The 12422-nt window shown below is 67.2% G+C and carries 12 protein-coding genes and 1 riboswitch; of the genes, 2 read left to right on the top strand and 10 right to left on the bottom strand.

Annotation, left to right across the window (positions count from 1 at the left end):
• Window positions 1-36 precede the first annotated feature (36 nt).
• Window positions 37-149: riboswitch (TPP riboswitch) on the bottom strand.
• A 29-nt stretch (window positions 150-178) separates the two neighbouring features.
• The 10 genes from ACSFA8_RS17800 to ACSFA8_RS17755 form a co-directional block, all read right to left on the bottom strand.
• Window positions 179-880, bottom strand: coding sequence for an HAD family hydrolase (locus tag ACSFA8_RS17800; RefSeq protein ID WP_435480812.1), 702 nt, complete (start codon window positions 878-880; stop codon window positions 179-181).
• Between the two features lie 20 nt (window positions 881-900).
• Window positions 901-1851, bottom strand: a complete 951-nt coding sequence (locus ACSFA8_RS17795; RefSeq protein ID WP_435480811.1) for a rhodanese-like domain-containing protein — start codon at window positions 1849-1851, stop codon at window positions 901-903.
• 23 nt (window positions 1852-1874) lie between these two features.
• Window positions 1875-2669 carry a DUF3047 domain-containing protein gene (locus tag ACSFA8_RS17790; RefSeq protein WP_435480810.1) on the bottom strand — a complete coding sequence of 265 codons (795 nt, stop codon included), beginning with the start codon at window positions 2667-2669 and terminating at the stop codon, window positions 1875-1877.
• 154 nt (window positions 2670-2823) lie between these two features.
• A complete protein-coding gene (locus tag ACSFA8_RS17785; RefSeq protein WP_435480809.1) occupies window positions 2824-3246 on the bottom strand; it encodes a YchJ family protein in 423 nt (140 codons plus the stop codon).
• A 7-nt stretch (window positions 3247-3253) separates the two neighbouring features.
• Window positions 3254-4384, bottom strand: a complete 1131-nt coding sequence (locus tag ACSFA8_RS17780; protein WP_435480808.1) for an acyl-CoA dehydrogenase family protein — start codon at window positions 4382-4384, stop codon at window positions 3254-3256.
• 15 nt (window positions 4385-4399) lie between these two features.
• Window positions 4400-5650, bottom strand: a complete 1251-nt coding sequence (locus ACSFA8_RS17775) for a glutamate carboxypeptidase (protein ID WP_435480807.1) — start codon at window positions 5648-5650, stop codon at window positions 4400-4402.
• A 23-nt stretch (window positions 5651-5673) separates the two neighbouring features.
• Entirely contained in the window at window positions 5674-6858 is a 1185-nt protein-coding gene (locus tag ACSFA8_RS17770) for an acetyl-CoA C-acyltransferase (RefSeq protein WP_435480806.1), read from the bottom strand.
• Between the two features lie 23 nt (window positions 6859-6881).
• Window positions 6882-8702 (bottom strand): bifunctional isocitrate dehydrogenase kinase/phosphatase, encoded by a 1821-nt coding sequence (gene aceK / locus ACSFA8_RS17765; RefSeq protein WP_435480805.1) that lies wholly within the window; start codon window positions 8700-8702, stop codon window positions 6882-6884.
• An 18-nt stretch (window positions 8703-8720) separates the two neighbouring features.
• Window positions 8721-9464: a carbonate dehydratase gene (gene can / locus ACSFA8_RS17760; RefSeq protein ID WP_435480804.1), complete on the bottom strand. Its 744-nt coding sequence runs from the start codon at window positions 9462-9464 to the stop codon at window positions 8721-8723.
• Between the two features lie 41 nt (window positions 9465-9505).
• A complete protein-coding gene (locus ACSFA8_RS17755; RefSeq protein ID WP_435480803.1) occupies window positions 9506-9910 on the bottom strand; it encodes a MerR family transcriptional regulator in 405 nt (134 codons plus the stop codon).
• A gap of 103 nt (window positions 9911-10013) precedes the next feature.
• On the opposite strand from ACSFA8_RS17755, the gene ACSFA8_RS17750 reads away from it, so the two are divergent.
• Together ACSFA8_RS17750 and ACSFA8_RS17745 are read left to right on the top strand one after the other, a co-directional pair.
• Entirely contained in the window at window positions 10014-11078 is a 1065-nt protein-coding gene (locus tag ACSFA8_RS17750) for an MBL fold metallo-hydrolase (protein WP_435480802.1), read from the top strand.
• A 9-nt stretch (window positions 11079-11087) separates the two neighbouring features.
• On the top strand, window positions 11088-12401 hold the full coding sequence (locus ACSFA8_RS17745) for a leucine-rich repeat-containing protein kinase family protein (RefSeq protein WP_435480801.1): 1314 nt from the start codon (window positions 11088-11090) through the stop codon (window positions 12399-12401).
• Window positions 12402-12422: the final 21 nt, after the last annotated feature.

Here is a 12422-nt window from a genome sequence, read left to right as displayed (position 1 = left end):
CGCTCGACGGATCCCGGGCCCGAATGGACTCCCGGATCGGGGAACTGCAGCTCTTCTTCCGCCGGTACTAACCGGTTCAAGTTCGCGGGTTCGGCCTGGTGGATGGCCATCTCAGCACGCTGTCTTCGCGTGCACCCCGGAGCGAGGAGGATTCTAGTCCCGCCCCGGCGAATGCCGATCAGTCGGGTTGCGGCACCGCACGCCAGGCCGCCAGCAGTGCCGGCAACTGCGCCATGTCGACGAACACCTCGCGCACGCCGATGGCACGCAGCGCGTCGGCACTGCTGTGGCCGAGCCCGCCCGGGCTGTAGCCGAACACCGTGGCGCCGGCCGCAATGCCGGCGGTGGCGCCGGTGACCGTGTCTTCGACCACCGCGCAGCGCGTTGGGTCGACGCCCAACGCCGCTGCCGCGGCCAGGTACACGTCCGGGAACGGCTTGCTGCGCGGCGTTTCGTGGCCGCTGAAGATGCGGCCCTCGAACGCATCGAGCAGGCCGATTTTTTCGAGCTGCAGGACCACCTTGCCGCGGTCTGCGCCCGAGGCGCAGGCGATGCGCCCGTCCAGCGTGGCATGCAAGGCCCGCACGGCGGCCGGCGCGCCGGGGATTTCGACCAGGTCGCGATCGAGCGCGGCATTGCGACGCGCCCAGAACCCCTGCAGCCAGTCTTGCGTGACCGCGACGCCGGTGCGTTGGGCGATCAGCCCGGCCTCGTCCTTGACCGCCTTGCCGACGAAGATGCGCATGCACTCGTCACGCGTGAGCACCCAGCCGAGCTCTTCCAGCATGTCGCGCAGCACGCCGTTGGTGATGGGTTCGGAGTCGACCAGCACGCCGTCGCAGTCGAACAGTACGGCCTCGAAAGGGAAATGATGGGGCATCCGCCCATCGTAGCAACCGATCAGGCCGCGACAGGGTCGGCGTCCGGCGACAGGGCGGCCTCGGCGGCCATCCAGGCGTCGAGCCCGCCCGCGAGCACACGCACGCGCGGCAGGCCGGCAGCCAGCAGCACGCGCGCGGCGGCGATCGCCGAGGCGTCGTCGGGGCAGTCGCAGAACACCACGAGTTCACGGCCATCGGCCAGCGCGCCGAGGTCTTTCGGCAGGCGCTTGAGTTCGATTCCGACCGCGCCCGGAATCGCGCGGTCGTCGAGGGCGCGCGACGCCGCACCGCGCACGTCGATCAGCGTGGGGCCGTTGCTGCCGGCCAGCGCCTCGCGCAGCACGTCGATGTCGATGTGCTCGATGTCGTCGGCCCGCAGCGCCATGCTGCGCATGTAGTAGCGCCACATCAGGAACAGCGCGAGCATCGCGGCGCAGAACACCGCCGCCGTGAGCCCGATGTTCGACAGCACCGTGAGCACGTCGTTGATGGCCGAATGGAAGATGCGGCCGACCAGCAGGAAGCCGAGCGTCCAGATCAGTGCCGCCGCCGTCTCGTACGACAGGAAGCGCGTGTTCGACATGCCGAGCGCACCGGCCATCGGCGGCGCCACCACCGACACGCCCGGCACGAACTTGGCGGCGATCAGGGAAAGCCCGCCCCAGCGGCCGAGGATCGCCTCGCTGCGCCGCACGCAGGAGTCGGCCGAGAGCGAAATGCGGCACAGCAGGCGCATCACGCGATAGCCCCAGCGCCGCCCGGCCAGGAACCACACGCCGTCGCCGAGGATGTTGCCGAGCACGGCGGCCAGCACCGCCGCCGCGAACGACACCTGCCCGCCGACCGAAAGCCCACCCGCCACGATCAGGAAAGGCACCGCCGGCACCGGCGCACCGAGGCGCGCCGCGAGTGTGGCGGCGAACACCACGGCTGCGCCCTGGCTGGCGAGAAGTGCGACGAGATCGTTCATGTGAAAAGCGTAGGGCCGGACGCTCACTCCGCCGTGGCAGCGACCGGCGAAGGTGGCGCAGAGGCATTCTGCGCGGGAGTGGCGGAGCGCAGGTCGAGGTCGGAGAAATAGGCCAGGCCATGACCATGGGTGTTGTCTGCATCGGCCGACACCGCGACCGCCACCACATCGGGCATGGTGCTGCCGGCTTCCTGGCCGAACGCGCGCCGGTAGTCGGCCAGCAGGTTGCGGCGCTCGGGCAGCCAGCCGCCCGGCGCGGCGGTAACGCCGGATTCGAGCACCACCATGCGCATGCGATTGGTGAATGCGTTGACCAGCGAAGTGCCCTTGGGCTCCTTGTTGTCCCAGACGTAACAGAGTACTTCGCTCGGCACCTCCTCGCCGCTGGCAGCGCGGGCCAGCGTGAGCTTGGCGCGCTCGGCAAACGAGAGCCGGTCGGCCGGGAAGTCGAAAAACACGCAGAGCTTGGCCGCGCCGTCGTCGCCGGCCTTGGTGCGCAGGTCGGCGCCCTGCACGAACTGGTCGACCCGCCAACGCCAGGCCAGCGTCGGTTCGCTCTGCAGCGGCACCTGCGTGCGGTGCACCAGGTTGCCATACGACTGGTCGGCCTCGACCTTGAGCACCCGCTGGTTGCCCTGCTGCACGACTTCGAAGCGGGTCGGTGTCTTGTTCGGCAGGCTGATGAAGTGCCAGGGTGCGGGTGGCTGCTCGCTGCGGGCGTTGGAAAACGGCCGCAACACCTCGGCCGAATCGGCCTGCGCGAGCGTACAGACCGCCAGCGCGGCGGCGCAAAGGAAGGGTTGGATTCTGCTGGCCATGGCCAAGCGTCTTTCGGATCGTGCTGTGTTGTGGTTCTAGCAGGCGCCTGCGGTGCCTGCATCGTCACCGGAGGGGAGTTTGCGCCTTGCGGCGGGCCAAATAAAGCCCCTGATTGGAATCAATCTGTCTCTGCGTTGCAAACAATGCGCTGGCTCAGAGCAGCGCGCCGTCGAGGTAGTACCAGCGAATCAGCGCATCCGGCGCGCTGGCTTCGCGCACGAAGCGGCTGCGCTCATGCAGCCGGCTGGCCCGGCCCGAGGCATCGCGCTGGCGCGCGACGAACTCGACTTCGGCATGCTCGCCGTCGCTCATGCTGCGCGAGCGCACTTCCAGGCCCAGCCAGCGCACGTCGGGATCGAAGCTCAGTTGCGGGGGCCGCCGGCTCGCGTGCCAGGTCGCCAGCAGGTAGTCGGCGCGCTCGCGCACGAAGGCGGTGTAGCGCGAACGCATCAGCGATTCGGCATCGGGCGCGGGCACCGTGTCGAAGTGGTCGAGGTAGCGGCCACAGCACTGGCCGTAGGGCAATGGCCGGGCACGCTGGTCGCTACGGCCGCAGGGGCAGGAAGGGTCGGCCATCGCGGGTTCAGGCCAGGGCGCGCTGAATCAGGAGTTTCTGGATGTCCGACGTGCCTTCGTAGATCTGGCACACGCGCACGTCGCGGTAGATGCGCTCCAGCGGAAAGTCGTTGACATAGCCATAGCCGCCCAGCGTCTGGATCGCGGCGCTGCAGACCCTTTCGGCCATCTCGCTGGCGAACAGCTTGGCCATTGCCGCTTCTTTCAGGCACGGGCGGCCGGCATCACGCAGGCTCGCGGCGTGCCAGATCAGCTGGCGCGCAGCTTCGAGCTGCGTGGCGCATTCCGCAAGACGAAAACCGACGGCCTGCTGGTTGAAGATGCTGCCGCCGAACGCCTGGCGTTCCTTGGCATAGGCCAGCGCCACGTCGAACGCACTGCGCGCCATGCCCACGCTCTGCGCGGCGATGCCGATGCGGCCGCCTTCGAGCGCGCCCAGCGCGATCTTGTAGCCCTCGCCTTCCTGGCCGATCAGGTTTTCGGCGGGAACGCGGCAGGCGTCGAAATTGATCTGCGCCGTGTCGCTGCTGTGCTGTCCCAACTTGTCCTCGAGCCGCGCCACGTGGTAGCCCGGCGCATCGGTGGGCACGAGGAAGGCGCTCATGCCCTTCTTGCCGGCCGCCTTGTCGGTCATCGCGATCACGATGGCGACCTGGCCGCTCTTGCCGCTGGTGATGAACTGCTTGACGCCATCGATGACGTAGCCGTCGGCATCGCGCTTTGCGGTGGTGCGCAGGCTCGATGCATCGCTGCCGGCCTGCGGCTCGGTCAGGCAGAACGCGCCGAGCATGCGGCCCTGCGCGAGCGGCTGCAGCCACTGCTTTTTCTGCTGCGCATTGCCGTAGCGCATGAGGATCGCATTGACCGGGCAATTGGTGACGCTGATGGCCGTGCTGGTGCCGCCATCGCCGGCCGCGATTTCTTCGAGCACCAGCGCGAGCGTGAGGTAGTCGAGCCCGGCGCCCCCGTCTTCCTCGGGCACGCAGATGCCGTAGGCGCCGAGTGCGGCGAGCCCCTGGTGCGCTTCTTTCGGAAAGCTGTGCTCGCGATCCCACAGCGGCGCGTTCGGCCAGAGTTCAGCCTGGGCGAAGTCGCGCACCGCTTCGCGGATGGCTTCCTGGTCGGGGGTCAGCAGCATGGCGCTTCTTTCATATCACTTGCCCTGGCCCAGTTCCATGATGAGGCGCGCCGCCATGTACAGGCGGCGCGGGATCGCATCGATCATCACGTACTCGGCCTTGTCGGAGTGATAGCCGAAGCCCGGCAGGCCCAGGCTCTCGATCACAGGCTTGCCCGACAGCGACGCATACGCGGCGTCGGTGCCGCCGCCGGCGCGCTCCTCGACCTCGACGATGCCGCCGGCCTCCTTGTAGAAGCCCATGGCCTTTTCGATCAACTTCTTGCCGCCCTCGCCCGCGTTGAAGGCCGGCCGCTCCCGCGTGACGACGATCGCGACTTCGGAGCCCGGCACTTTTTTCTTCTGTGCGCGTTCTTCGAGCGTCTTCATGGCGGCCTCGAAGTCCTCGTTGCGCGCATAGCGCACGTCGGCGTTCACCGTGGCGCTGTCGGGAATGATGTTGTTGACGGCGCCACCCTTCGCGATCGTCCAGTTGAAACGCAGCCCCTTGGCCTTGTCGTCGATGTCCATGGTGCGCAGCACCAGGTCGGCAGCCTCGACCACCGCGTTGACGCCGAGCTCGGGCGCGGCGCCCGCGTGCGAGGCCTTGCCCTTGATGTTGGCCTGCACGTAGGCGATGCCCGAGGTGCCGAGTGAGAATTTCTCGCTCTCGGCGCTGGTCGGCTCGAACGAGAGGATGTAGTCGGCCTGCCTGGCCTCTTCCTGGATCAGGTCGCGCGAGCCGAACGAGCCTTTTTCCTCGTCGGTGTTGAACAGCACGGTGATGGTGCCGTAGTCGCGTACGCCATAGGTCTTGAGCAGCTTCAGCGTGTGCAGGATCACGGCATTGCCGCCCTTGTCGTCGGCGATGCCAGGGCCGTAGGCCTTGTTGCCCTCGACGCGGAACGGTGCCTTGGCCAGCGTGCCCTTGAGATAGACGGTGTCCATGTGCGACATCAGGAGCAGGTTCTTGCCGCCCCTGCCCTTGAGCTTGCCGACGATGTTGTCGCCGACCACGAGGCCGGCCGACTTGCTGCGCGCGACGGTGAAGCCCAGTGCCTTGAGTTCGTCTTCGAGGTACTTGCCGGCGGCGGCCAGGCCTTCGGCGTCACCGGTGCCGGTCTCGATGTTGACCAGCTTTTCGAGCGTCTTGATCACGGCCGGCTGCTCGGCCGTGGCCGCATCGAACAGCGCGTTGTCGCGCTTCTGCTGGGCGAAGGCGGCCGGCGCCAGCAGGGCCGCGCCCATCAGGGCGGGGAGCAGGAAGCGCTGAAAAGGCAGGTGCATGAATTTCTCCGCAAGCGGTCGGATCAGATCAGTTCGAGCGCAACGGCCGTGCCTTCGCCCCCGCCGATGCACAGCGTGGCCACGCCGCGCTTCAGCCCGCGCGACTTCAGCGCGTGGATCAGCGTGACCATGATGCGCGCACCGCTGGCGCCGATCGGATGGCCCAGCGCGCAGGCGCCGCCGTGCACGTTGACGATGTCGTGTGAAACGTTGAGCTCGTGCATCAGCGCCATCGGCACCACGGCGAACGCCTCGTTGACCTCCCACAGGTCGACGTCTTTCACGCTCCAGCCGGTCTTCTTGAACAGCTTGTCGACGGCACCGACCGGTGCGGTGGAAAACCACTCGGGCTGCTGCGCATGCGTGGCATGGCCGACCAGCCGGGCGATCGGCTTTGCACCGATCTTCTTCGCGTGCGATTCGGTCATCATCACCAGCGCCGCGGCGCCGTCGTTGATCGACGAACTCGATGCGGCGGTGATGGTGCCGCCGTCTTTCTTGAACGCAGGCTTGAGCGTGGGGATCTTGTCGAGCTTGACCTTGCCCGGGCCTTCGTCGATCTCGATCACGTTGTCGCCGCTGCGGCCCTTGACGGTAACCGGCGTGATCTCGGCCCTGAAGGCGCCCGAGGCGGTGGCAGCCTTGGCGCGCTCGACACTGGCAATCGCAAACGCATCCTGCTGTTCGCGCGTGAACTTGTACTTGGCCGCGCAGTCCTCGCCGAAGGTGCCCATGGACCGGCCCGGCTGGTAGGCGTCTTCAAGGCCGTCGAGCATCATGTGGTCGAAGATGCGGTCGTGGCCCATGCGATAGCCGCCGCGGCCCTTCAGCATGAGGTAGGGCGCGTTGGTCATGCTCTCCATGCCGCCCGCGACCATCACCTCGTGCGTACCTGCCAGGAGCATGTCGTGCGCGAGCATCGCGGCCTTCATGGCCGAGCCGCACATCTTGCTGAGCGTGACTGCGCCGGCGCTGTCGGGCAGGCCGCCCTTGTAGGCCGCCTGGCGCGCCGGCGCCTGGCCCTGGCCGGCCATCAGGCAGTTGCCGAACAGCACCTCGCCGACGCTGTCGGGCGCGATGCCGGCGCGCTCGACCGCCGCCCTGATCGCGGCGCCGCCGAGGTCGTGCGCCGCAAGGGAAGAAAAGTCGCCCTGGAAGCCGCCCATGGGGGTGCGTGCGGCGCCGACGATGACGATGGATTCGGACATGAAAATGGTCTCCTTCGGATTCTTCAGAAATACGGCACATGGCCGTCATGGTGAAAGCGCTGCGCCTCGTCGTACGGAAAGACGTCCAGCATCTGGCCGGCCTGGATGCGTTCCTTGTGGCTTTGCCAGAAAGTGGCTTCGAGCAGGTCGGCGTGGTGCGCCATGAAGGCCTCGCGCACATGGTCGTTGCCGAGCAGAAACGGGCCGAAGGTCTCGGGGAACACGTCTTTCGGGCCGACCGTGTACCAGACCTCGCCGCTCATCTCGTCTTCCTCGTTGCGCGCCTCGGGCACCTTGCGGAAATTGCAGTCGGTGATGTACTCGATCTCGTCGTAGTCGTAGAACACGACCTTGCCATTGAGTGTGACGCCAAAGTTCTTCCACAGCATGTCGCCCGGGAAGATGTTGGCCGCCACCATGTCCTTGATCGCATTGCCGTACTCGACCACCGCATGCTCGAGCTGGTCTTTCGCACGCCGAGCATGGGCCGCGTTGTCGGGCTGGGCCAGTTGGTCGAAGGCTTCCTGCAGGTAGATGTTGAGCGGGATCATGCGGCGCTCGATGTAGACGTGCTTCAGCACCACTTCCATCTCGCCGTTGCCGTCGCGGTCGCCGATTTCGAGCTGGCTCGGCGCGAACTTCTCGATCTCGGCGATCAGTTCGGGCTCGAAGCGGTCGAGCGGAAAGCCCACGTCGCTGTATTCCAGCGTGTCGGCCATGCGGCCGACGCGGTCGTGGTGCTTCACGAGCATGTACTTGCCCTGGATCTGCTCGCGCGTGGTGTCCTTCTGCGGCGGGTAGTAGTCCTTGATGACCTTGAACACGTAGGGAAACGACGGCAGGTCGAACACCAGCATCACCATGCCCTTGATGCCGGGCGCAATGCGGAAGCGGTCGCTCGAGTAGTTGAGGTGCGACAGGAAGTCGCGGTAGAACAGCGTCTTGCCCTGCTTGGCCAGACCCAGCGCGTTGTAGATCTCGGCGCGCGGCTTGCGCGGCATCAGCGAGCGCAGGAACTGCACGAAGGCCGAGGGCACTTCCATGTCAACCATGAAGTAGGCGCGCGCAAAGCTGAACAGCATCTGCATGTCGTCTTCGCCGAACAGCGCTGCGTCGACGTAGAACTTGCCGGCCTTGTCGTGCAGGATCGGCAGCGCGAACGGCATTTCGATGAAGCCGTTGATGATCTTGCCGACGAGGTAGGCGCCCTTGTTGCGGTAGAACAGGCCTGACAGCACCTGCAGCTGGAAGTTGGCGCGCAGCTTGACCTGGTGAAAGCGCCCGAGGATGGCCGCCGCCACGCGCTCGGCGTCGCGCCGGCGGTTGGCAAACGCACCCAGCAAGGCGTAGTCGTCGATCACGCGCTCGATCGTGTCGGCCAGCGTCTCGTGCCGCGGGTAGTAGGCGCGGTAGGTCGGTGCGCCGCGCGGCTCGATGTACTCGGTGCTGATGGCCGGCCGCACAAAGATGAAATCGTTCTGGAAGTAGGCGCGGTGCAGGATCTTGGTGGTCACCGAGTTGAAAAAACTCTCGGCCAGCTCGGGCTGGTGGTGGTTCACCAGCAGGCCGATGTAATGCAGCTTGACCTGGTGCCAGACATCCATGGGCTGGTCGTCGGCCTTGAATTCCTTCTCGAGCCGGGCCACAGCCTCGCTCACCCGCAGGTCGTAGAACTCGATGCGCTCGCGCTGGGCCCGCTGCTGGCCGTGCCAGTCGGCGGTTTCGAAGCGGTGCTTGGCACGCGCCGACTCGGCCCGGAACAGCCGGTAGTGCCGGTTGAACCCATCCATCATCGCCTTGGCGATGTCGTAGGCGAGCGGCGAGTCAAGGCGTTGCGGGAACATGCGGCGATCACTCGGCGATCAGTCGGCGGCGGGTTGGACGGTGGGAGGCTGGATGACGGCAGGGTGGATGACGGCAGGGTGGTGCTGCACCGGCGCCTCGGGCGGCTTGCTCCACTTGTAGCGAATCCGCTGCACGGCGGCGCGGTAGACCGTGTCGAGCGGCTGGCTGCCGTTGACCGTCAGCCCCAGGTCTTGCAGCAGGCCGTCGTGCACACCGAATGCCCAGCCGTGGATGCTCACGTCCTGGCCGCGGCTCCAGGCGTCGACCATGACCGTGCTGACCGCCACATTGACCACCTGCTCGGCGACGTTGAGTTCGCACAACGCATCGGCGCGCGCCGCTTCGGGGAAAGTCTTCAGCATGACCCGATGCCGGTCGCGCACGTCCTGGATGTGGCGGATCCAGTTGTCGGCCAGGCCGATGCGCGCGCCTTCGAGCGCCGCCTGCACGCCCGAACAGCCATAGTGGCCCACCACCATGATGTGCTTGACCTTGAGCCGTTCCACCGCGAACTGGATCGCCGACAGCGCGTTCAGGTCGGAGTGCACCACGATGTTGGCCACGTTGCGGTGCACGAACACCTCGCCCGGCTCCAGTCCGGTGATCTGGTTGGCCGGCACGCGGCTGTCGGAGCAACCGATCCACATGTACCGGGGCGTCTGCTGCTTCACCAGGCTGGTGAAGAAGCCGGGGCGATCGCGCTCCATTTGCGAGGCCCATGCACGGTTGTGCGCGAAGAGGTCTGGGAGGGTGTCTGACATGGCGGTATTGTCGATGAGCAAAGGAAATGGTGCGGCAGGGTTCAGCCCGCCCTTGTCTTGAGTGCGCGCGCCAGGGTGGCCTTGGTCTTTTTCTCCTGCGTGCGCACTTCGTCGAGGTTGGCCTGCAGCTCGGCGAGCCGGCCTTCGAGTGTGGCCCGGTGCGCGCCCAGCACCCCCAGAAAGCGCTGCAATTGCGCCACCGTATCCTGCGGGCTGTCGTACATGTCGAGGATGTCTTTCGCCTCGGTCAGGCTCAGGCCGAGCCGCTTGGCGCGCAGCGTGAGCAGCAGGCGTGCCCGATCGCGCGCCGCGTACACGCGCTGGCGCCCGCCCGGGCCGGAGCGCGCGGGCGTGAGCAGGCCCATGTCCTCGTAGAAACGGATCGCACGCGTGGTGAGATCGAACTCGCGAGCCAGTTCGCTGATGGTGAAGGTCTGCGGATCCATTCGGGTGGGTGGGGCGGGTCGTTGCGGGGGCGACAGCAGGTTCGGGCTGCAATCCCTACAATGGGCGCTCCACCCATGACGTTTACGTAAACGTCAATCCTACATGAACCTGCTCGAACGCGAACTGAATTACCCACTCGGCGACCTGCTGCCCGAGCCGGGCACCACCCACGAAGTGCGCCCCGGCGTGCGCTGGATCCGCATGGCGCTGCCCTTCGCGCTCAACCACATCAACCTCTGGCTGCTGCGCGACACCCAGGGCGGCATCGAGGGCTGGACAGTGGTCGACTGCTGCATCTCGCGGCCGGAGTCGAAGGCCCAATGGGAGCAGATTTTCGCAACCCAGCTCGAAGGCATGCCAATCCTGCGCGTGATTGTCACGCACATGCACCCCGACCATATCGGGCTGGCAAGCTGGCTCTGCGAACGCTGGAACGCGCCGCTGTGGATCAGCGCCACCGACTACCACGTAGCGCGCCTTCTGAGCAGCCCGAACGCCAGCGACAACCTGGCCGGCGGCGACGAGGCGGCCGCCTTTTTCGTGGCGCACGGGTTGACCGACCCGGTCTCCGTCGAAAAAATCCGCAGCCGCGGCAGCTACTACCGCGACATGGTGCCGGGCGTACCCGGTCAATTCGTGCGCATGCTCGACGGCGATACCGTTCACATCGGCGGGCGCGACTGGCAATGCATCAGCGGCTACGGCCATGCGCCGGAGCACATCTCGCTGTATTGCGAGGAGTTGCACGCGCTGATTGGCGGCGACATGATGCTGCCCCGCATCTCCACCAATGTGAGCGTGCACGCGGGCGAGCCCCAGGCCAACCCGCTGCGCCTGTTCCTCGACAGCATCGAGCGCTTTCTGGCATTGCCCGAAGACACGCTGGGCCTGCCCTCGCACGGCAAGCCCTTCACCGGCGTGCACCGCCGCGTAGGGCAGTTGCAGGAACATCATCGCGATCGCCTGGCCGAAATGTTGGCGGCCTGCACCGAGCGGCCGCACACCGCGGCCGAGGCGCTGCCGATCATGTTCAAGCGCGAACTCGACCTGCACCAGATGACCTTTGCGATGGGCGAAACGGTGGCGCATTTGCACCTGCTGTGGTTTGCCGGCCAGCTCAAGCGCACGGTCGATGCGGCGGGGGTCTATCGCTTCGGCGCGGCCTGAGGTTGCGCCGTGGGACACACGCTCGCGCAGCTGCGCAACGGTGAGCTGGCGGGCCTGCGCCGGCTCGACCTCTGCGGCGGCCTGACCGAATTTCCGCGCGAGATCTTCGATCTCGCCGACTCTCTCGAGGTCCTCAACCTCTCGGGCAATGCGCTCGACCGCCTGCCGGACGACATCGCTCGGCTGCACCGCCTGCGCGTGCTGTTCTGCTCCGACAACCAATTCACCGCGCTGCCCGCCTCACTGGGCGCCTGCCCCGCGCTGGAAATGATCGGCTTCAAGGCCAACCGCATTCACACGGTGCCGGCCGCCGCCCTGCCCGACCGCCTGCGTTGGCTGATCCTCACCGACAACGCGATCGACGCGCTGCCCGCCGGCTGGGGCCGCTTTGCCCGGCTGCAAAAGCTGATGCTGGCCGGCAACCGCCTGCGCGCCCTGCCCGACGACCTGGCCGGCTGCCGCCAGCTCGAACTGCTGCGCATCGCCGCCAACCGCTTCGAATCGCTGCCGGACTGGCTGCTGCAGATGCCGCGGCTCGCCTGGCTGGCCTGTGCCGGCAACCCCTTCAGCGATGCGAACGAGGCGGCCGCCCTGTCGGCGCAAACGGTCCCGCGGATCGATTGGTCGCAACTCGCACCGCAGCAACGCCTCGGAGAAGGCGCCTCGGGCGTGATCCACCAGGCCCTGTGGCAGCGCGGGCCGGGCGCGGGCGACCCGGTGGCAGTGAAACTGTTCAAGGGCGCCGTCACCAGCGACGGCTTGCCGCACAGCGAGATGGCGGCTTGCATGGCGGCCGGCGGGCACCCGGGGTTGATCCCGGTGCATGGCCGCGTCGCCGGCCACCCGCAGGGCACGGACGGCCTTGTGCTGTCACTGGTGGCGCCGAGCTTCGGGAATCTGGCCGGCCCGCCGAGCCTGGACTCGTGCACGCGCGACATCTACGCCGACGAAGCGGGCTGGCCGATGCCGACAGCACTGGCGATGGCCCGCCGGATCGCTTCGGCCGCGCGGCAGTTGCATGCGCGCGGCATCCTGCATGGGGACCTCTACGCCCACAACATCCTGCACGACGGACGGGGACAAGCGCTGCTCGGCGACTTCGGCGCGGCATCGTTCGTCGGCCTGGGCCCGCAAGCGGCGGCGCTCGAACGCATCGAGGCGCGTGCCTTCGGTTGCCTGCTGGAAGAACTGCTGGACCGGTGCACGGGAGCCGACCCCGGCGCGCTAGCACCGTGGCGAGCATTGCAGCAGCGCTGTCTGGGTGAAGCAGTGGAACTTCGACCCGGCTTCGAGGCGATCGAAGCCGCACTGGCGGCCGGCTGAAACGCGCGCCGGGCGCAGCAA

It is taken from the genome of Variovorax nitratireducens (genome assembly GCF_051216545.1).
GTDB lineage: Bacteria > Pseudomonadota > Gammaproteobacteria > Burkholderiales > Burkholderiaceae_C > Variovorax.
This window is presented reverse-complemented; position numbering and strand designations above follow the sequence as displayed.